Annotated in this window: 20 protein-coding genes; 13 read left to right on the plus strand and 7 right to left on the minus strand. The window is 67.6% G+C overall.

Annotation, left to right across the window (positions count from 1 at the left end; translation table 11 throughout):
* Positions 1–18: 18 nt before the first annotated feature.
* The gene (locus FDA38_RS19215) at positions 19–1002 is read right to left on the minus strand and encodes a saccharopine dehydrogenase family protein (RefSeq protein WP_137255375.1); all 984 of its coding nucleotides are present in this window, start codon (positions 1000–1002) and stop codon (positions 19–21) included.
* Positions 1003–1073: 71 nt separating this feature from the next.
* Here FDA38_RS19215 and FDA38_RS19220 point away from each other — a divergent pair, with 71 nt between their 5' ends.
* The 3 genes from FDA38_RS19220 to FDA38_RS19230 all read left to right on the plus strand — a co-directional run bounded on the left by FDA38_RS19220 (position 1074) and on the right by FDA38_RS19230 (position 3736).
* A complete protein-coding gene (locus FDA38_RS19220; RefSeq protein ID WP_137255376.1) occupies positions 1074–2009 on the plus strand; it encodes a helix-turn-helix domain-containing protein in 936 nt (311 codons plus the stop codon).
* A 10-nt stretch (positions 2010–2019) separates the two neighbouring features.
* Complete coding sequence (locus FDA38_RS19225; protein WP_137255377.1) at positions 2020–2904, plus strand: AraC family transcriptional regulator; 885 nt, start codon at positions 2020–2022, stop codon at positions 2902–2904.
* Positions 2905–2974: 70 nt separating this feature from the next.
* A complete protein-coding gene (locus FDA38_RS19230; protein ID WP_137255378.1) occupies positions 2975–3736 on the plus strand; it encodes an SDR family NAD(P)-dependent oxidoreductase in 762 nt (253 codons plus the stop codon).
* On the opposite strand, the gene FDA38_RS19235 is transcribed toward FDA38_RS19230, so the two are convergent.
* The 3 genes from FDA38_RS19235 to FDA38_RS19245 form a co-directional block, all read right to left on the minus strand.
* On the minus strand, positions 3724–4656 hold the full coding sequence (locus tag FDA38_RS19235) for a small ribosomal subunit Rsm22 family protein (protein WP_202877727.1): 933 nt from the start codon (positions 4654–4656) through the stop codon (positions 3724–3726). The two genes, FDA38_RS19230 and FDA38_RS19235, sit on opposite strands and share 13 nt — an antisense overlap.
* A 228-nt stretch (positions 4657–4884) precedes the next feature.
* Positions 4885–5469 carry a VOC family protein gene (locus FDA38_RS19240; protein ID WP_137255547.1) on the minus strand — a complete coding sequence of 195 codons (585 nt, stop codon included), beginning with the start codon at positions 5467–5469 and terminating at the stop codon, positions 4885–4887.
* Between the two features lie 5 nt (positions 5470–5474).
* Positions 5475–6212 carry a DinB family protein gene (locus FDA38_RS19245; protein WP_233714791.1) on the minus strand — a complete coding sequence of 246 codons (738 nt, stop codon included), beginning with the start codon at positions 6210–6212 and terminating at the stop codon, positions 5475–5477.
* Between the two features lie 106 nt (positions 6213–6318).
* On the opposite strand from FDA38_RS19245, the gene pyrH reads away from it, so the two are divergent.
* Positions 6319–7026, plus strand: a complete 708-nt coding sequence (gene pyrH / locus FDA38_RS19250; protein ID WP_137255381.1) for a UMP kinase — start codon at positions 6319–6321, stop codon at positions 7024–7026.
* Between the two features lie 160 nt (positions 7027–7186).
* Positions 7187–9139, plus strand: a complete 1953-nt coding sequence (locus FDA38_RS19255) for an elongation factor G (RefSeq protein ID WP_137255382.1) — start codon at positions 7187–7189, stop codon at positions 9137–9139.
* On the opposite strand, the gene FDA38_RS19260 is transcribed toward FDA38_RS19255, so the two are convergent.
* From FDA38_RS19260 to FDA38_RS19270, 3 genes are read right to left on the minus strand one after another with little or no spacing between them, the layout of a single operon-like run.
* Complete coding sequence (locus FDA38_RS19260; RefSeq protein ID WP_137255383.1) at positions 9124–9888, minus strand: putative protein N(5)-glutamine methyltransferase; 765 nt, start codon at positions 9886–9888, stop codon at positions 9124–9126. The two genes, FDA38_RS19255 and FDA38_RS19260, sit on opposite strands and share 16 nt — an antisense overlap.
* A 9-nt stretch (positions 9889–9897) precedes the next feature.
* A complete protein-coding gene (locus FDA38_RS19265) occupies positions 9898–10848 on the minus strand; it encodes an SDR family NAD(P)-dependent oxidoreductase (RefSeq protein WP_137255384.1) in 951 nt (316 codons plus the stop codon).
* A 34-nt stretch (positions 10849–10882) separates the two neighbouring features.
* Positions 10883–11773 carry a LysR family transcriptional regulator gene (locus tag FDA38_RS19270; protein ID WP_137255385.1) on the minus strand — a complete coding sequence of 297 codons (891 nt, stop codon included), beginning with the start codon at positions 11771–11773 and terminating at the stop codon, positions 10883–10885.
* 70 nt (positions 11774–11843) lie between these two features.
* On the opposite strand from FDA38_RS19270, the gene FDA38_RS43435 reads away from it, so the two are divergent.
* The 8 genes from FDA38_RS43435 to FDA38_RS19310 all read left to right on the plus strand — a co-directional run bounded on the left by FDA38_RS43435 (position 11844) and on the right by FDA38_RS19310 (position 18821).
* Entirely contained in the window at positions 11844–12869 is a 1026-nt protein-coding gene (locus FDA38_RS43435) for a hydroxyacid dehydrogenase (protein ID WP_137255386.1), read from the plus strand.
* An 11-nt stretch (positions 12870–12880) separates the two neighbouring features.
* Positions 12881–14023, plus strand: coding sequence for a mandelate racemase/muconate lactonizing enzyme family protein (locus FDA38_RS19280; protein WP_137255387.1), 1143 nt, complete (start codon positions 12881–12883; stop codon positions 14021–14023).
* Positions 14024–14031: 8 nt separating this feature from the next.
* Complete coding sequence (locus FDA38_RS19285) at positions 14032–15354, plus strand: ABC transporter substrate-binding protein (RefSeq protein WP_137255388.1); 1323 nt, start codon at positions 14032–14034, stop codon at positions 15352–15354.
* 5 nt (positions 15355–15359) lie between these two features.
* Positions 15360–16304, plus strand: coding sequence for a carbohydrate ABC transporter permease (locus FDA38_RS19290; protein WP_137255389.1), 945 nt, complete (start codon positions 15360–15362; stop codon positions 16302–16304).
* Positions 16294–17118 carry a carbohydrate ABC transporter permease gene (locus FDA38_RS19295; protein ID WP_137255390.1) on the plus strand — a complete coding sequence of 275 codons (825 nt, stop codon included), beginning with the start codon at positions 16294–16296 and terminating at the stop codon, positions 17116–17118. Before FDA38_RS19290 ends, FDA38_RS19295 begins: the two co-directional genes overlap by 11 nt.
* A gap of 3 nt (positions 17119–17121) precedes the next feature.
* Positions 17122–17904: a sugar phosphate isomerase/epimerase family protein gene (locus FDA38_RS19300; RefSeq protein ID WP_137255391.1), complete on the plus strand. Its 783-nt coding sequence runs from the start codon at positions 17122–17124 to the stop codon at positions 17902–17904.
* 38 nt (positions 17905–17942) lie between these two features.
* Positions 17943–18398 carry a carboxymuconolactone decarboxylase family protein gene (locus tag FDA38_RS19305; protein ID WP_137255392.1) on the plus strand — a complete coding sequence of 152 codons (456 nt, stop codon included), beginning with the start codon at positions 17943–17945 and terminating at the stop codon, positions 18396–18398.
* Positions 18399–18470: 72 nt separating this feature from the next.
* Positions 18471–18821, plus strand: a complete 351-nt coding sequence (locus tag FDA38_RS19310; protein WP_137255393.1) for a YciI family protein — start codon at positions 18471–18473, stop codon at positions 18819–18821.
* Positions 18822–19217: the final 396 nt, after the last annotated feature.

Raw genomic sequence — 19217 nt, forward strand, 5'->3', positions numbered from 1 at the left:
CTCCCGCAGGGAATCGATTTACGGCAGGTCGAGCGCGAGTGGTAAATCGTTGAGGAACTCGACCGCGTCGAACATCGCACCGGCCGACGCGACCCCTGCCGATCGCGTGTCACCCGCAAGAATCCGCCGTACGGCGTTGACCGCCAGCGGCGCCGAGATCGCGTAGATGTCCTGCCCGCGCGCTGTCGCCCGACGCTCCTCGCCGCCGGTCCGGACCCGGACGTCCACGACGAACGTCTGGTCCGATCGGCCCGTGTCGTCGACCGCAACCGGCGCCGGAGTATTCGCGTCCATCAGATCGCCGGCCGCCTCGACCGTCATGTAGGTGCGAACCTCGGGTACGGCGAGGTGGCTCGGGATCGTGACGACATCGGCCATCGTGAACTCCGGGATCACCCGACGCCGGCCGAGCGGCTCCGGGAAGATCCATTCCTCCTGCACCGGCTTGTCGTCGTGGAACTGCAGGACGCCACCGGTGAAACGCAGCCGGCGGCCGTTGCGCCGGTCATGCGAGACCTGGCCGGCGGCGCGCGTACCGGGCGTCGGGTGCCAGCTCGTCAGTCCGTAGGCGACGTGCACCTCGTCGGCGCTCGTCCGCTCCCCCAGCGCCGCGGTCGTCAGCAAGTCGCCGAGGCCGCCGTAGAACGCCATCGCCGGCACGACCGGGGTATCGCTGTGCCTGGCGTACGTCGACACGTTGGCCTCGATCTCGGCCGCCACATCGACGTACGGGATCCCCGCGCGGATGGCTGCGTCGATCACCGGATCCGCGGTGGCGGCGAACGGACCGGCGCAATTGATCACCGCGGCGGCGTTCTTCAGCGCCTGATCGAGGGCTTGCGGATCGTCGACCGAGGCCGGGCGGATCTCCAGGTCCCAGAGCGCTTCGAGCGCGCTGGAATTCCGGCCGGAGGCGATGACCGGCAGACCTTGGCGTAGCAGTTCCTCGACGACGAATCGGCCGGTGTGACCGGTTGCTCCATAGACAACGACAGCGTTCATACGTCGAGTCTCGCCGGACCGGATCGGCCATCGTGAGAGTCCGGAACGACACTGTTCGTACACTTTCGGACATGCACACTGTCGCGCTGGCCACCGCCGGGCATCTGTTGCACTTCGAGCTCGGCATCGCGTACGAGATCTTCGGCAACCCGCCACTCGGCGCCGACGAGTGGTACGACGTACGCCTGTGCGGCCCGAGATCGGTCCGGGTCGGCCCGTTCACCGTCGAACCCGACGACGGCCTGGACTACCTCGCCCAAGCAGACACCGTGATCGTCCCGGCCCTCGCGGACGTGGACGAGCCGCTATCACCCGAGCTGGTCGCCGCCGTCCTGGCGGCCTACGAGTCCGGGGCAAGAATCGCTTCGCTCTGCACGGGCGCCTTCGTCCTCGGCGCGGCCGGTCTGCTGGACGGCCGGCGAGCGACGACCCACTGGGGGCATGCGGACGCCCTCGCCGCCCGATATCCACAGGCGACGGTCGACCCCGACGTCCTCTACACCGACAACGGCAACATCCTCACCGCGGCCGGCAAAGCGGCCGCGGTCGACCTGTGCCTTCATCTCGTCCACCTCGATCACGGCGCGACGGTCGCGAACACGGTCGCCCGGCGTCTCGTCGTACCGCCGCATCGCGCCGGTGGACAGGCCCAGTTCGTGTCAACGCCGGTCCCGGTCAGCGGCGATCACACCCTCGCGGAGCTGCTCGCCTGGGTGCAGGAGCGGTTGGACCAGCCGTTGACGGTCACAGACCTGGCCCGACGCGCGAACACCAGCCCCCGCCACCTCGGCCGGCAGTTCCGCGCGGTGACCGGGCAGACGCCGCTGCAATGGCTCCTCACCCAACGAGTCCGCCGCGCCCAGCAGTTGCTCGAGGCCACCAACCACAGCATCGAATCGGTAGCCACCGCGACCGGCCTGGGCACCGCCACCACCCTCCGCCGCCAATTCAAACGCGTCGTCGGCATCCCGCCGAACACCTACAGAAGCTCGTTCCGCAGCCCGTAAGGTGATCGCCATGGAGGGGAACCGGCAGCTCGCGGAGCTGCGGGAGCTGATCGTCGGTGCGGCTGGGCACGAGAGAGCGATCGACGGGTTGTTGGTGTCGGTTGTCGACGCGCCGACACCGCCAACGGCCGGGCTCGCGTCGCCGACCTTCGCGCTGGTCGCGCAGGGGCGGAAGCGGCTGGCGCTCGGCGAGCAGGTGTTTGAGTACGGCGCCGGCGACTACGTGATCGTCTCCGTGGACCTGCCGGTCACAGGACACTTCGTCGAGGCCTCGAAGGAAGCGCCCTGCCTCGGCGTCGGGCTTGAGCTGCGACCTGAGCAGATCGCCTCGCTGCTCCTCGACGCGACCGAGAAGCCCGGCGCGGCCGTCCGCGGACTCACCATCGACCATGCGCCGGCCGAGCTGGTCGACGCGATGATCCGCCTGCTCCGACTGGTCCACCAACCCGACGATGCGCCCGTACTCGCGCCGCTCGTCCAACGCGAGATCCTCTGGCGGCTCCTCCGCAGCCCACAAGGCGCGGCCGTCCGCGAGATCGGGCTCGCCGACAGCAGCCTGTCGCACGTCGCCCGGGTCATCGGGTGGATCCGCAAGCACTACACCGAGCCGTTCCGGATCGAGGATCTGGCGTCGATGGCCGGCATGAGCACGTCGGCGTTCCACCGGCACTTCCGTACCGTCACCGAGCTGACCCCGATCCAGTTCCAGAAGAAGATCCGGCTGCACGAGGCACGGCTGCGGGTGGTCGGTCTCGGCGAGGACGTGACGAGCGCCGGGTACGCCGTGGGTTACGACAGCCCGTCCCAGTTCAGCCGCGAGTACCGCCGCGAGTTCGGTACGCCGCCATCTCGCGATCGAGCAGGATCGTGCAAGCCGGCGGGACAATTGATCTAACGGCATCGCCGTCCCAGCACGTCTACTGGAGTCGTACCTGTTACTGACCTAGTAGGAGTTGTGCACGATTATGCAAGTAGCTGTCATCACCGGCGGAAGCTCCGGCATCGGCCAGGGCGCGGCCTTCGAGATCGCCAAACGCGGTACGGCCGTCGTCGTCACCTACCACGGCGGCCGCGAACGGGGTCTCGACACGGTCGAGCGGATCGAGAAGGACGGCGGTACGGCGGTTGCGCTGCCGCTGGACGTGTCGCGGCCGGAGACGTTCGCGGAGTTCCGGGCCGCGCTGACCGGCGTACTGCAGGAATGGGACCGGACGACGTTCGACTTCCTCGTCAGCAACGCCGGCGTCGGGCAGCCTCCGGTGATGTTCGAGGAGACGACCGAGGAGCTGTTCGACCAGATGGTCAATGTCCATCTGAAGGGCCCGTACTTCCTCACCCAGACGCTCCTCCCGCTGATCGCCGACAACGGTTCGATCGTCTACACGACCAGCTCGTCCGCGCTCCAGTCGTCGCGGCCGTCACCCGGGTACTCCGTCTATGCGAGCGTGAAGGGTGCGCAGATCGTGCTCACCCGGTACCTCGCGAAGGAGCTGAGCGTCCGCGGGATCCGGGCCAACGCCGTCGCTCCTGGCGTGACCCGGACCCGCCTCGGCGGCGACGCGTTCTCCGAGCATCCCGAGTGGATTCCCCCGATCGCGGAACGGACCGCGCTCGGCCGGATCGGCGAGTCGGAGGATCTCGGCAAGGTCATCGCGTTCCTCGGCTCACCCGACTCGGGCTGGATCACCGCGCAGACCGTCGAGGCCTCGGGCGGTTACGAGCTCTGAGTCCAGGCGTCTCCCCAGCTCGTGCCGCGGGCGGCGCGATATGAGTCGGAGGACTTCGGCACGACCAGTTGCCGGGCGGCGCCGGCCGACGTACAGAGCTCTAGTACGACCTGTCCTTTCGGTCTGCCCGGTCTGCGGATCACCCGCGCCGGCGCAGGCCGGACCGGGGCGCGTGTCGCGACGAGGTAGCTGAATCTCTCTTCCTCGTAGTTGCGGGTGCCGTCCTTCAGCACGCGGTGCAGCTCGGTGCGGGGCAGGCGGGCGGCGAAGTGGCACCAATCCGTTGGGCACTCGCCTTGATGCGGGCACGGAGCCGCGATCGTGAAGCCGTGGTCGATCAACAGATCACGAGCTTGCAGCGTACGGCGGTGGCCGTGCGGCGTGCCTGGTTCGACGATGACGAGCGTGACCGCCGATGCTGCTGCGGACTCGACCAAGGCGTGACGGGCGCCGTCGGTCAGCTCGTTCAGCACATAGCCGATGGTGATGAGATCGGCGGACCCGCTCCAGTGGCGGAGGTCGGCGGAGGTCCACCGCCAGCTGTTGCCTGTGGCAAGTTGTTTGCCGAGAGCGATGGCGGCCGGATGGCGTTCGACGATCTCGGTGGCGATGGTCGGCCAGAGGGACGTGGAGGCCCATGCGGCGGCGCCGGTTCCACCGCCGAGGTCGAGGTGGGTGGTGAACGATGCGTCGACGTGTCGCTCAGCGGCCGACAGTGCGGCGTACAGCGCGCGGAAGGTCGCCGGCATGCGGATGACGGCGTACGCGAGCGCATCGAGGTGATCGCGCATCCCGGGAGCAGCGTCGTCGACCTGCTCGGTGCGGTAGCGGTGTGAGAGTGCGGCGACTCGGCGGTGTAGTTGGTGGTGCGGCACGCCGTCGACTGCGCGTGCGAGGGCAGCATGAAGTTGTGTGTCCATGGCGGACATGCGGAAGCTCCGGTTCGGTCGGCACGGAGTACGCGCTGGTATCAGCGCACACGTGATCCGCGGCCAGACGCCGCGACGCACCAACCGGTCCGGAGAAGAAGAGCTGTCAGAAGGCAGCAGAGGAGGGGATGGCGCGGAACCGGATAACCTTGCAAGCCATCATGCACCTCCTCGGATTGAGCCTGACGGTAGCAGAGCTGGTCCGAGCGCGCGGCCTATTTATCGGCCGTCCGACGTGCACAGACACACCTTGTTGCCCTGCGGGTCCGCGAGCACGATGAAGGCCGGCGCCTCGTCGTCGTACGCGATCTTGCCGCCGGCGGCGAGGCCGGCCTTGATGCGATCTGGGACGACCTCGGCCGGCAGCCAAAGATCCAGGTGGAACCGTTGCCGTGGAGTCGCGTGCGGAGAGGTCCCCTGGAACCAGATATTCGGAATCCGGCCGGTCGGGTCGAGGATGTCGTTGCCCTGGAACGAGTCTGTCGTGCCGGTGAGCACCGCCGCCCAGAACGGACCGATCTCGGGGAGGTCGGCCGTGTCCAGCGCGATCTCCAGCTGCGCCACGGCTGTCGGGTCGGCCGTCAGTCCATGCTCGGCCGCGATCGCGCTGATCTGCTGCGCGACCGCATCGTCGCGGCTGGACACGTCCACGAACGTCGCGCCGAGCCGCAACTCCGGCACCACCTCGGCCGACGAGCACGCCTCGCCGACGGCCTGCACGAACCGCGCTCCTTCGGCCAACGAGGAAGTCACGAACCTCGCCTGCTGCGCTTGAACCATCTTCCGCCAGTCCGCAAGCACCATGTTGTTCACCCACGCAGTATGGCGAGATCGCGCTCGGCGTACATCCGGTGATGCCACTCCTCACCCAGAATGCAGCCGAGGCACCGGCTGACCTCGAAGCTCTCCGACTCGGGATAGCCCGGCTCGGTCACCGGCACGGTCATCTCGCCCAGCTGCTCATCGGTCAACCCGGCGAACACCTCCCGCACGGTCCCCATCCGATCGGCCCGCAACGCAAGCACCTCGTCGAGCGACGGCCGTACGGCGCGATCGCGCGGAACCCCCGGTACGTCGGACATCTCGTCGTGCGGCAGATCCAGCGGGTCCCACGGAGCCGGATCGCCCAGCACAGCACGCCGTACCCAGGCATCCGTCGCGAAGACCAGGTGCCGCTGCGTCTCGATGAACGACCACTCGCCGTCGACGGACTCGTGCAGCAGCTCCTCCGGCATCGCCCGGGCACGCTCGACGGTCTCGGCCCACAACCGCTCGAGCAGCTCCCACGCCTCCCGGTACCCGTCGGCGTCGGCCGGGCTCATCTTCGCCCGATCCGGGTGCCGGCGGTTGAGCTCGGCATCGATCAGCGGTACGACGTCCACGCCCCACACGCGCAGGTTGTCGATATCTCCGTCGATCGACACATCCACCACCCGGGCCGCACGGATCGTCACCCCGGTCAGGTCGACCTTGTCGAACACCGCGTCGCGAAGCCGCACGTCCTCGAACCGTGCCCCGCTCAGATCCTGCTCCTTGAACTCAGCCACCCGTCCACCTTCCCGCGAGCGCGGCACGGACGACAAGACGTCCGATGTGACCAGGTCCGTGATAGACCTGCTGGCGATCACCGCCTTCTGATCGGAACGGAGCGGCATGTACCGCAGGCTCGTGCTCAAGTTGTCCGGGCAGGCGATCGCCGGCCCCGACGAGTTCGGATTCAACAGCGATCGGCTCACGCATCTCGCGAACGAGGTGATCGCGTTGCGTGCCACCGGCGTACAAGTCGCGGTGGTGGTCGGCGGCGGGAACGTGTTCCGCGGGAACCGGGCCGACGACTGGGGTATCGACCGGGTCGAGGCGGACAACATCGGCATGCTCGGCACCGTGATCAACGCGGTACTGCTCCGCGGGCGACTGGCTGCGCTCGGCGCACACGGCGTACGGCTGATGACGGCGATCCCAATTGACAACCTCGCCGAGCCGTACATCCGGCTCCGCGCACTCCGGCACCTGGAGAAGGGCTCGATCGTCCTGCTTGCGTGCGGCAACGGGCAGCCGTTCACCACCACCGACTACCCCTCGGTCCAGCGGGCCGTGGAACTGGAAGCCGACGCGCTGCTCGTCGCGAAGAACGGCACGGACGGCGTGTACGACGCCGACCCGAACAAGAACCCCGACGCGAAGCGCTTCGACCACCTCACCTACACCGAGGTCATCGACCGCGGGCTGGGCGTGATGGACCAGTCCGCCTTCATCCTCGCCCGCGACCACCACCTCCCCCTCCACGTCTTCGACATCGACCGCACCGGCGCCGCCTCCGCCATCGTCAACGGCACCCCGGTCGGGACAACCATCATCTGACGGAGGTTGTAGCAGTGCGCTAAATGGTTTGTCGCGGCCCGGCCTGAATTGGTGTACTCGAACGCGTACGAGCAGGTGCCTAGTAAGGAGTCCGTCATGCGACCTCGCTTCATGTCTGTTGCTGATCGGACTGTCACCTGTTCAAAGGACATGAAGCTGCGTGGAAGTACTGAATCTTGGGATCCTGGCGCATGTTGACGCCGGAAAGACCAGCCTGACCGAGCGGCTGCTGTACACCGCCGGAGTCATCGACGAGGTCGGTAGCGTCGACGACGGCAACACCCAGACCGACTCACTCGCGCTCGAACGCCAGCGCGGGATCACGATCAAGTCCGCTGTCGTCTCGTTCGCGATCGGCGACGTGACCGTCAACCTGATCGACACCCCGGGCCACCCGGACTTCATCGCGGAGGTGGAGCGCGCGCTGAGCGTGCTCGACGGCGCGGTCCTGGTGATCTCGGCCGTCGAGGGCGTCCAGGCGCAGACCCGCGTCCTGATGCGGACGCTCCAGCGGCTGCGCATCCCGACGCTGATCTTCGTCAACAAGCTCGACCGACCGGGTGCGCAGTACGACGGCGTGCTGCGTCAGATCGCGACGAAGCTGACCCCGGCGATCGTCCCGATGGGCGAGGCGACCCACCTCGGCACGCCCGAGGCGGCGTTCAAGCCGATCGTGCAGGAGGACGCCCTCCTCGAGGTCCTCACCGAGCAGGACGACGACCTGCTGGAGCGGTACGTCGACGGCGAGCCGCTCGCGCTGCACGAGGCGTTCACCGCCCAGACCCACCAAGCGCGAGTGCACCCGGTGTACTTCGGGTCGGCGATCACCGGCGCGGGTACGGAAGCCCTCACCGACGGCATCCGCGACCTACTCCCCCGCGCCCGCACGGACGGCAGCCAGCTCGACGGGTCCGTCTTCAAGGTCGAGCGCGGACCGGCAGGCGAGAAGATCGCGTACGTCCGGATGTTCTCGGGTACGGCGCACGTCCGCGACCGGATCCGCTTCGGCGAGAGCGACGCGAAGATCACCGCACTGCACGTGATCGGTGAAGGCCAGGCGAACGCCGTACCGGCAGGTCGGATCGGCAAGTTCTGGGGTCTGGCCGACGTCCAGATCGGTGACCGCATCACCGCAACCGACGACCCCGAGCCGCGGACGACCACGGCCTTCTTCGCGCCGCCGACCCTGGAGACCGTGATCTCGGCGCGGAAGCCGTCCGACAAGGGCAACCTGCGCGTCGCGCTCACCCAGCTCGCCGAGCAGGACCCGTTGATCAACCTGCGCCAGGACGACCTCCGCCAGGAGACCTACGTATCGCTGTACGGCGAGGTGCAGAAGGAGGTCATCGAGACGACACTGGCGACCGAGTTCGGGCTCGAGGTCGACTTCCGCGAGACGACCACGATCTGCATCGAGCGACTCGTCGGTACCGGCGCGGCGGTCGAGTTCAACAAGAAGGACGCGAACCCGTTCCTCGCCACCATCGGGTTGCGCGTCGAACCGGCACCGGTCAACGCCGGCGTCAGCTTCGAACTCCAGGTCGAGCTCGGCTCGATGCCGTACGCGTTCATCAAGGCCGTCGAGGAGACGGTCCGCGAGACGCTGCACCAGGGCGTCCACGGCTGGCAGATCCCTGACGCGCACGTCGTGATGACGCACTCGGGGTACTCCGCCCGCCAGAGCCACGCGCATGCGGTGTTCGACAAGAGCATGTCCAGCACGGCCGGCGACTTCCGCAACCTCACCCCGCTGGTCCTGATGACGGCGCTCCAGGAAGCAGGCACGACGGTGCACGAGCCGATGCACCACTTCCAGCTGGAGCTCCCGACCGACACCACGCGCGCCGTCCTCGCGGCCCTCGCACGTCTCCGGGCGATCCCGCAGGTCCCGGCGCTCGCCGCGGAAACCTCAACCCTGGAAGGAGAAATCCCCGCGGCCGCCGTGTACGAGCTCGAGCAGCAACTTCCTGCCCTCACCCGCGGCGAAGGAGTCCTGGAGTCGGCGTTCGAGCGGTACCACCCCGTCACCGGCCCGATCCCGGAACGCCCGCGCACCGACCACGACCCGCTCCACCGCCGCGAGTACCTGCTGCACATTCAGCGCCGGGTATAGGTGCCGTGCACAACGGTCGCGCCGAGATCGTCGTCCTCGACGATCTCGGCGTCCAGACCGTGCCCGACCATCACGTCGAGCGCGACCGGCGCCTGACGTTCACTCGTCTCGACGAAGAAGTGACCGCCCGGCGCCAGCCAATCCGTCGCCTCACTCGCCACCCGCCGGAAGACCGCGAGCCCGTCCGAACCGCCGTCCAACGTGACATGCGGTTCGTACAACCGAGCCTCGGCCGGCAGCAGACGGATCTCGTCCGTCGGCACATACGGGACGTTGGACAGCAGTACGTCGACCCGCCCACGCAACCGCTCCGGCAACGCGGCGTACAGATCACCCTGATACACCGTCCCGCCGAACGGCAGCAGGTTGCGCCGCGCGCACTCGACCGCAGCCGGCTCGATGTCCGCGGCGTACAAACTCACCTCACGCTGAGCCGCGACCGCCGCGCCGAGAGCGCCCGTGCCACAGGCCAGATCCACCACGACCGCTCCCGCCGCGGTGACCCGCAACGCCTCCGCCACCAAGAACTCCGTACGGCGGCGCGGGATGAACACCCCGTTGTCGACCGCGATCCGCAACCCACAGAACGACGCCCAGCCCACGACGTACTCCAACGGCAGCCCGGCGACCCGCTGGTCGACCATGGATGCCAACTCGGCCTCGTCCCGGGCGGACTCCGCGATCAGTGCCGCCTCGTCCTCGGCGAACACAGATCCCGACGCACGCAGTCGCTCAACAACAGTGGTCACAGGACAGTTCTATCCGAAAGCGTTCACCCCCGTGAGCTCGGCCGAGACCGTCCACAGCCGCGCCGCCGACACCGGGTCGATCGCATACGGCCGTACGCCGGGAGCGTCGTCGGTCGACACCTCCGCGATCTCACAGTCCTCGCAGAACACGCCACCGAGCCCGTCGAGCTGCGGCGACGTCGCGGCCCACACCTGTGTCGCGGCGCCCTGCGCCGGACTCTTGAACGCCGTGCTGAGCGGATTGCCGTCCTCGTCGATCCAGCCGAAGTCGACCATCTCTTGCTTCTCGAGGTGCCGCTGCAACGGCGTCAGGATCCCGCCCGGGTGCAGCGCGAACGCCCGCACGCCGGAATCCTTGCCGAGGGCATCGAGCTGGACCGCGAACAGCACGTTGGCCGTCTTCGCCTGCCCGTACGCCTGCCACTTGTCGTACCCCTGCCGGAACTCCAGGTCGTCCCAGCGGATGTCCGACCGGCGATGCCCGGTCGACGACACCGACACGACCCGCGCGCCGCCGTCGGCCACGAGCGCCGGCCACAACCGGTTCACCAGCGCGAAGTGACCCAGGTGGTTGGTCGCGAACTGCGCCTCCCAGCCCGGACCGACCCGTGTCTCCGGGGCGGCCATGATCGCGGCGTTGTCGATCATGATGTCGACCGACCGCCCAGATGCGAGGAACCGGTCCGCGAACGCCTTCACGCTGTCCAGGTCGCCAAGATCCAGCTCGTCGATCTCGACATCATCGACCCCGGCCAGCGCCTCCCGCGCCGCATCCGGACGACGGGCCGGTACGACGACGTGTGCGCCGGCCTTGGTCAGCGCCTTGGTGGTCTCCAGACCGAGACCGGAGTATCCGCCGGTGACGATCGCCAGCTTGCCGGTCAGGTCGATCCCGGCGAGGACCTCGTCCGCGGTGCTGTCGTGCCCGAAACCCGAGCCGATCTTGTGTTGTTCACCCATGGTGAGCAGCCTATGAATTAGAGTGCGCTCAAAGTCAAGCCCCGAGGTGCGGATCCTGCCGCAACGACTCCGCCAACCGCTGCAGCGCCGGGTTCGGATTGTCCGGGCTCCAGCACGCGTGCAGCGTCACCGAGTGCGCATCGGCCGCATCCAGTTCGCGGTACCGGACGCCCTCGACGCCCATCGCCATGATCGACCGCGGGATCAAGGCACATCCGAGACCGGCCCGCACCAGCGCGAGCATCGTCGGCACCTGCGAGGCGAGCTGACTCACGGCGTACCGATCCATCCCGATCATCGCCGCACAGATGTCATGCAAGTACTGCGAACCCTCCGGGCTGTACCCGATGTAGTCGTCGGTCGCATCCACCAGGGCGACCGGCCCGTCCCCGTCGGCCAGCGGATGCGATGCCGGTACGGCGAGCACCAGGTCCTCCGAATGCACGAGCATCGACTCGAACTGTGCCGGGATCGGCGGCCGGACGAGACCGAGGTCGATCTCCAGGTTCGCCAGCGCCTCGAACTGCGCCGGGCTGACGAGCTCGGTCAGCTCGGCCGTCACCCCGGGCGTGCGCTTGCCGACCATGGTCAGGAAGTCCGCGAGTACGGCGTACGCCCCGATCGCGGTGAACGCGAGCCGCAGCGTCCCGGTCGTCCCGTCGGCCGCGCGGCGGGTTGCCTCCGGAGCGACCTCGAGCAGCGCGAGGACCCGGCGGGCGTGCTCGAGGAACACGTCGCCGGCCGCGGTCAGCCGTACGCCGCGGCCGGTGCGGTCGAACAGCCGGACGTCGAGGCTGCGTTCGAGGCCCTGGATCTGGCGGGTCAGCGGCGGCTGGGTCAGGTTGAGCCGCTGGGCAGCTCGGCCGTAGTGCAGTTCCTCGGCGACTGCGACGAATCCGCGGAGTTGCTGGAGCGACATGTCCATGCGTGCACGGTATCGGTTCATGCGCAATCGGGCTTGGACCTGCATAACGGAATGCGCTTACCGTCATGCCATGCCGAAACTCGCCGCACTCTTCTCACCCGAACGTGCCGCCGATGTCGTCGACGCGAACACTCGACAGCTGCTCGAGGACCGTTTCGAGGTGCTCTGGGCAACGTCGGAGCACGCCGCCGGCCCCGGATCCGCCGCGAAACCGCCGGCCCTCGATCCGGCCGCCGTACCTGAGCTGGCCGCCGGCGCCGACGTCCTGCTCACCAGCTGGGGTACGCCGCACCTCGGCAAGGAGCTGTGGTCGGACGGCAACGGTCCGAAGGTCGTCGCGCACGCGGCCGGCACCGTCAAGAACCTGATCGACCCGGTGATCCTCGACCAAGGTGTCGCGGTCTTCTCGGCAGGTCCGCGGATCGCTTGGTCGGTCGGTGAGTACTGCCTCGCGTCGATGCTCACGCTGGCGCGGCGGCTGCCCCGGTTCGACGGCGCGGTCCGCGCGGGCGGGTGGAAGCAGACGGAGTACCGCGGTCATGAACTGGCCGGCGCGAAGGTCGGCATCATCGGCGCGAGCAGCACCGCGCGGGCGTTGATCACGCTGCTGAAGCCGTTCGGCTGCGACCTGGCCGTCTACGACCCGTACCTGACGGCCGAGCGCGCCGGCGAACTCGGCGTACGGACGACGACGCTCGAGGACGCGGCCAGCGGGCCGTTCCTCAGCATCCACGTTCCGAACGTGCCGGAGACGAAGGGCATGATCACCCGCGCCCTGATCGAGAACCTGCCGAACGGCGCGGTCGTCGTGAACTCTTCCCGCGGACCGGCCATCGATCAACAAGCGTTGCTCGAGCACGCGCTCGACGGGCGGATCTACGCGGCGCTCGACGTCTACGACCCCGAACCACCGCAGTTCGACGCGAAGACGCTCGCGGCCTCGAATCTCCTGCTCACGCCCCATATCGCTGGTGACACCGCGGAGGGGCACCTCGCGCTCGCTGGCTACGTGCTCAAGGACGCACTGCAGTGGCTCGACAACGGCACTCGCGGACCGAGCTTCGTCGATCCCGCGTCGTGGTCGATCGCGGCGTGAGAGGAACGGCCATGTCACGCATTACCCAGGTTGAGGTCTTCCCGGTCGCGGTGCCGTTCGCGCGCCGGTTCGTACTCGGCAGCGGCGCGGTCGGCTCCCCCGATGCGGCGCCCGATCAGGCGGGCGCGGTGATCTTCGTGAAGCTGACCACCGAGGACGGCGTTGTCGGCTGGGGTGAGCAGCGCGCGCTGCCGAGCTGGAGCTACGAGACGGCCGAGACGATGGCGGTCGTGATCCGGCGGCATCTCACGCCGATCCTGCTCGAGCTCACGCCGTTCGATGTCGAGCTGTTCCATCAGCGCGCAGCCAAGCGGCTCAGCCCGGCGGTGTCGAACGGGTTCCCGTTCGCCCGGGCGGCGATCGATGTCGCGATGCACGACGCGGCGGGCAAGCTGGCCGGCGTACCTGTGCATGCGCTGCTCGGCGGGAAGATCCACGACGAGATCCCGCTCTGCTCGGCGATCGGGGTCGGGGACCAGGACGCCGTACGTGAGCATGCGATCCAGTCGTCGGACTATGCGGCGTACAAGGTCAAGATCGGCGGCGATCTGGATGCGGACACCGCCGCGATCGAGACCGTTGCAGAGGTTGCCGACGGCAAGCCACTCTGGCTCGACGCGAACCAGTCCTATCGGCCCAGCGCGCTCAGGCAGCTGCGCGACCGGACCGCGGGCATCCGTACGATTCATTGCATCGAGCAACCGGTGCCGAGTACCGACACGCTGGCCATGGCGCGGCTGCGCGAGCTGATCGACCTGCCGATCGCGATCGACGAAGGCAGCTTCTCCGCGCAGGACCTGGCGCGCGCGATCCGGCTCAACGCCGCCGACCTGGTCGTCGTCAAGGTCTGCAAGTCCGGCGGACTGCGCAACGCACTGAAGACCGCCCAGACCGCGCTCGCCGGCGGTCTCGAGATTCTCGCCAGCGGCCTGACCGACTGCGGAGTCGCGTTCGCCGCCGCACTGCACGTGTTCAGTCAGCTCGAGCTCGCCCTGCCCGCCGAGCTCAACGGGCCGGAGCTGCTGACCGATCTGTACGTCGAGGGGCTGAGCATCACCAAGGCCGTCGCCACGGTCCCCACCGCCCCTGGATTGGGCGTCGAGGTCGACGAGGAACGCATCCGCGCGGAGTCGATCGACCTGCTCTACCGGTGAGGAGAACCATGCAAACAAAGCTGTCCCGCCGCGGCTTCCTCGGGATGACCGGCTTCGCCGGACTCGGGATCGCCGCGGCCGGAACCCTGGCCGGGTGCTCGTCCGGGCCGCCGTCCGGTGCCGCCACCTGGTCGATGTGGTCCAGCAGTGCCGCCGAGAAGAAGGTCTGGGACGACTTCGGCAAGTACGTCGAGCAGCAGCTCAAGGTCAAGTCGGTCGCCAGCCTCACGCCGTCCCCCAGCTACCCGACCAAGCTCGACCTCCAACTCGTCAGCGGTACGGCGAGCCTGGTGACCGCGCTCAACGGCACGCTGATCCCGACGTACGCCGCCCGTGGCGCGCACCGGCCGCTCGACGACCTGATCGCCAACGACCCGGATTTCACGCTGGACGACTTCTACCAGACCAGCAGAAGCATCAGCAGCTTCAACGGCAAGACCTACGCGATCGGCTTCGACGTCGCGCCGACGGTCATGTACTACAACAAGGACCTGCTGAAGAAGCAGGGCATCCCGTTGCCGTCGCCGACCGAGCCGATGTCCTGGGCAACGTTCCGGGATCTCTGCAAGCAGCTCACCAAACCCGGCCAGCAGTACGGCTTCACCTGCGCGCCCGCCATCGACGACCTGGTGTCCTGGATCTACTGCGCGGGCGGCAACGTGATGAGCGACGACGGCAGCCGCAGCACGCTGGGTGATCCGGAAGCGATGGAGGCACTGCAGTACGTCATCGACCTCTTCGTCAAGGACAAGGTCACGCCGCCGATCAAGAACCTCGTCACCGAGAGCTCGCTGTCGAACTTCATGCAGGGCAATGTCGCGTTCATGCAGAACGGCCCGTGGCAGGTCGTCAACGCTCGCAAGGCAAAGTTCGACTGGGACATCATTCCGTTCCCGGCCGGGGCTGCCGGGAGCAAGCCGCGGGTCTCGGGATCCAGCTTCGCGATTCCATCGGGGGTGCGCGATGGTGCCGAGCTCGACCTCGCGTGGAAGCTGATGAAGACCCTGACCAGCACCGGCGCACTCGACATCTACGCCAAGGCCGGCCGCAACAACCCGGCCAGGCTCAGCGCCGGCAGCGCGTTCCAGCCGCCGCCGGACAACCTCGGCATCGTCCAGCAGATCCTGGCCGGCAAGCTCGCCGGCGGTCACGCCTTCGACGTCACCACGAACTGGAACCAGGTCAAGCAGTTGCTCGGTCAGGATCTGCCCCGGACCTTCCTCGGCCAGGTCAGCGTCCCGGACGCGATCAACGGGCTCACCCCGCGCCTCGACATCCTGATGCGCCAGCACCTCGACACCGTCCGCCAAGCCACCGCCAGGAAGGGGTGAACCCCATGGCCGTCGATACCGCACCTGCGGTCACCGCCCTGCCACCAACCCCTCAGCCGTCCAAACCCACTCCCCGATGGCGCAGCCGCGAAGCGCTGACCGCCTGGCTGTTCATCCTGCCCAGCCTGATCGGCTTCCTGATCTTCACCGCCGGACCGGTCGTTGCCGCGGGCGTCATCTCGCTGCTCAACTGGAACCTGTTCAGCGCACCGACCTGGGCCGGCCTGCACAACTTCGCCCGCCTCGGCCCCGACCCGACGTTCTGGTCCGCCCTCGGCAACACCGCGTACTTCACCTTGGTCAGCGTGCCGCTCACGATCGTCGTCAGCCTCGCCCTCGCGCTCCTGCTCAACCAGGGCGTACGCCGGGTCGCCGTCTTCCGGTCGCTGCTGCTGTTGCCGTACGCAACCATCACGGTGGCGGTGGCGTTCGTCTGGATCTGGCTCTACATCCCGCACGACGGCCTGGTGAACGCCGTGCTCGGCTGGTTCGGCATCAACGGACCGGCATGGCTGATCTCGGACAACTGGGCGATGCCCGCCCTGATCCTGATGAGCGTCTGGAAGAGCTTCGGCTTCGGCATGGTCGTCTTCCTCGCCGGCCTCCAGGCGATCCCGCAACAGCTCTACGAAGCCGGCCGCGTGGACGGTACGTCGCCCTGGAACAGCTTCCGCCACATCACACTGCCCATGCTCTCCCCCGCTTTGTTCTTCGTCATCGTCACGTCGGTGATCGGATCGTTCCAGGTCTTCGACCAGGCACTGATCATGACGAACGGCGGACCGGGTACCCGCACCACCACGCTGGTCATGTACATCTACCGGACCGGCTTCGAGAACTACGACCAGGGGTACGCCGCGGCGCAGTCGCTGGTGCTGTTCGCGTTCATCGTCGTCATCACCACCGGCCAGTTCCTCTTCCAGCGCAAGTTGGTGCACTATGACAACTGATGCCCGCCGCAAGCTGATCGTCTTCGCGTGCTTCCTGGTCACCGCGCTCACGCTGATCCCGGTCGTGATGATGGTGCTGGTCGCGTTCCAGTCCGACGCCGAATCGATGGCGGCCAAGCCGTCGTTCTGGCCGAGCAGCTGGCACCCCGAGAACCTCACCCGCGCGTTCGACCTCGTCCCGCTCGGCAAGTACCTGCTCAACACGATCTACTTCGCCGGCGGTACGACGATCCTCGAAACGGTCACCGCTGCGCTCGCGGCATACGCGTTCGCACGGCTGAACTTCCCAGGCCGGAGCTGGCTGTTCGGGATCTACCTGGCCACGCTGATGATCCCGTCGCAGGTGACGCTGATCCCGCAGTTCGTGCTGGTCGCGAAGCTGCACGGCATCGACACCTGGCCCGGGATGATCCTGCCGCACGCGTTCACCGCGATCGGGGTGTTCCTGCTGCGGCAGTTCTTCCTCGGCATCCCGCGCGACTACGAGGAGGCAGCCCGGCTGGACGGTGCGAACCGTTGGCAGGCATTCGTCCGGGTCATCGTGCCGCTCGCAGTACCAGCGATCGCGACGCTCGCCGTGTTCAAGTTCATCGGCCAGTGGAACAACCTGCTCTGGCCGCTCGTCATCTCCAACAGCGACGCGACCCGCACGGCGGCCGTCGGCCTGCAGGTCTTCCAGGACACCAACGGCACCCAGTGGAACTTGTTGCTGATGGCAGCGACCGTCACCACGATCCCGCTGATCGTCCTGTTCTTCCTCACCCAACGCTGGTTCGTCCGAGGTATCACCATGAGTGGTCTAGGAGGTCGCTGAACAATGACCTATCTGTGGTCCGTCTTCACCAAGCCCTGGTCCGGCCTTCCCGGCGACGAGCTCGGCCGGCTCGTCGCAGGCATCGGCTTCAGCGGCGCCGAGATCCCGGTCCGCGACACGGCGTACGTCACGCCGGCGAACGCCAGTGTCGAGCTGCCGAAGTTCACCGCGCAGTTGCGGGCCGAGGGCATCGAACCGATCAGCGTCGCGAGCGACCTGTCCGAGCAGGTGTTCGCAGCCTGCGCGGAGGCCGGTGTGCCGATGATCCGGATCATGGCCGAGCTCGGCCCCGACGGGTACGCCGCTTCCGTGCAGCGCAACCGCGCTCTCCTTGAGCAGGCGGTCCCACTGACCGAGCGGTACGACGTGCAGGTCGGCGTACAGCCGCATCATGGAAGGTTCGTGTCGTCGACGCTCGGCGTACTGCAACTGCTCGAAGGACTGCCCGATCGATACAGGCTCGTGTGGGACGCGGCGCACGATGCGCTGGCCGGTGATCATCCCGCGGTGACGCTCGAGCTCGGCGCGGAGCGCCTCGGGATCGTGAACCTGAAGAACGTGCACTACCTGCGGACGGACGCCGGCTGGAAGACGAACTTCGTGGAGGCCGAGGACGGTCTCGCCGACTGGCCGGCCGCCTTCGCCGCACTGGAGAAGGTCGGGTACGCGGGCCCGATCTGCCTGACAGGTCAGTACTCCGATCCCGACGTGCCGGTGGAAGAGCGGCTGAAAAGAGACCTGCGCTTCGCTGTCACATCGGCCGCGCAGCATCCGTCAAGGGAGTGAATGGCAACTAAACCACGAACCCTGATGGAGAACCTCCCATGCAAGCACGGATGACGAACCCCGCGGAGATCCTGCCGGACGCCACCAAGGGCATTCAGAACATCTACAAGGCGATCGGCCAGTCCGGTACGGACGGCAAGATCCTCGAGCTCGTGCACCTGCGGGCCAGCCAGATCAACGGTTGCTCGCCCTGTGTGTTCGGCGGGATCAAGTCGGCGCTGAAGAACGGCGAGACCGACGAGCGGCTGCACCAGGTCGCCGCCTGGCGGGAGTCCGACCTGTTCACCGACGGCGAGCGGGCCGCACTCGAGATGGCGGAGGCCGCGACCCGGCTGGCCGACAACCCGACCGCGGTCAGTGACGAGATCTGGGCCGAGGCGGAAAAGCACTTCGGCGAGAAGGAACTGTCGGCGATCGTGCTGATGATCGCGCTCACCAACATGTTCAACCGGATCAACACCACCGTGCGTCAGCCGGCCGGCGCCACCTGGTAGTTCGATAGCGTGAGCCCCGGATGTCGAGAAGACGTCCGGGGCTCCGACGTACCGGGTGAATGGAGGCACGCGATGAAATACATGCTGCTGATCTACGGAAACGAAGAAACCTGGGACACCCTGCACGCCGAGGGAATCGAGCAAGTGCTTGACCAGCACCGCGCCCTCTCCGAGGAGCTCGAGGCAAAAGGCGAGCTCGTCGACGGAATGGGCCTCACCACCGCGAACGCCCGGGTGATCAGGGTCCACGACGGCGTCCCCGCCGTCACCGACGGCCCCTTCACCGAAGCCAAGGAAGTCCTGGCCGGCTACTACATCCTCAACTGCACCCTCGACCGCGCCACCGAGATCGCCGCCCGCCTGCCCGAGGCGCCGTACTCCCCGATCGAGATCCGCGAGTTCTCGGATCCGATGGAATCGTAGGGACTTGCCGGCCTCAGCTGGGCGTCGACACCTGAGACCGGCGAGTCACTGACTCAGACCGTTGACGTCCGGACAAGCTCGCGCGAAGCGAGGATGACCCCACCTGAGGCAGGCTGGTCACCCATGCCCCGGCCACCTTGGACGAAAACAGTGCTACCAGGCGCAGGCAGCGTGACACCCTCGCCAAGTCGCAGCGTGGTCGTCATTCCATTGCTCAACCTGAGCATCGCCACGCGTCGCGGACGCACCGGGCTGATCGACGAGCTCACCTCGTGGATGCCGGTACAAACCGCCGGTTGGATCGCAGCTCGTCCGAGCCCCGCATTGCCGTGACTCCTCACATCACGGCACTGCTCGGCGAGCCTTCTCATCGCTGACACACTTCCCCCTTCTCAT

The sequence above is a fragment of the Kribbella jiaozuonensis genome (genome assembly GCF_005233875.1).
Classification (GTDB): Bacteria; Actinomycetota; Actinomycetes; order Propionibacteriales; family Kribbellaceae; genus Kribbella; species Kribbella jiaozuonensis.

Coding starts and splice junctions, on each gene's coding strand:
- FDA38_RS19215 (WP_137255375.1), bottom strand. CDS start 1,002: ATGAACGCTGTCGTTGTCTATGGAGCAACCGGTCACACCGGCCGATTC.
- FDA38_RS19220 (WP_137255376.1), top strand. CDS start 1,074: ATGCACACTGTCGCGCTGGCCACCGCCGGGCATCTGTTGCACTTCGAG.
- FDA38_RS19225 (WP_137255377.1), top strand. CDS start 2,020: ATGGAGGGGAACCGGCAGCTCGCGGAGCTGCGGGAGCTGATCGTCGGT.
- FDA38_RS19230 (WP_137255378.1), top strand. CDS start 2,975: ATGCAAGTAGCTGTCATCACCGGCGGAAGCTCCGGCATCGGCCAGGGC.
- FDA38_RS19235 (WP_202877727.1), bottom strand. CDS start 4,656: ATGGACACACAACTTCATGCTGCCCTCGCACGCGCAGTCGACGGCGTG.
- FDA38_RS19240 (WP_137255547.1), bottom strand. CDS start 5,469: ATGGTGCTTGCGGACTGGCGGAAGATGGTTCAAGCGCAGCAGGCGAGG.
- pyrH (WP_137255381.1), top strand. CDS start 6,319: ATGTACCGCAGGCTCGTGCTCAAGTTGTCCGGGCAGGCGATCGCCGGC.
- FDA38_RS19265 (WP_137255384.1), bottom strand. CDS start 10,848: ATGGGTGAACAACACAAGATCGGCTCGGGTTTCGGGCACGACAGCACC.
- FDA38_RS19270 (WP_137255385.1), bottom strand. CDS start 11,773: ATGGACATGTCGCTCCAGCAACTCCGCGGATTCGTCGCAGTCGCCGAG.
- FDA38_RS43435 (WP_137255386.1), top strand. CDS start 11,844: ATGCCGAAACTCGCCGCACTCTTCTCACCCGAACGTGCCGCCGATGTC.
- FDA38_RS19280 (WP_137255387.1), top strand. CDS start 12,881: ATGTCACGCATTACCCAGGTTGAGGTCTTCCCGGTCGCGGTGCCGTTC.
- FDA38_RS19285 (WP_137255388.1), top strand. CDS start 14,032: ATGCAAACAAAGCTGTCCCGCCGCGGCTTCCTCGGGATGACCGGCTTC.
- FDA38_RS19290 (WP_137255389.1), top strand. CDS start 15,360: ATGGCCGTCGATACCGCACCTGCGGTCACCGCCCTGCCACCAACCCCT.
- FDA38_RS19295 (WP_137255390.1), top strand. CDS start 16,294: ATGACAACTGATGCCCGCCGCAAGCTGATCGTCTTCGCGTGCTTCCTG.
- FDA38_RS19300 (WP_137255391.1), top strand. CDS start 17,122: ATGACCTATCTGTGGTCCGTCTTCACCAAGCCCTGGTCCGGCCTTCCC.
- FDA38_RS19305 (WP_137255392.1), top strand. CDS start 17,943: ATGCAAGCACGGATGACGAACCCCGCGGAGATCCTGCCGGACGCCACC.
- FDA38_RS19310 (WP_137255393.1), top strand. CDS start 18,471: ATGAAATACATGCTGCTGATCTACGGAAACGAAGAAACCTGGGACACC.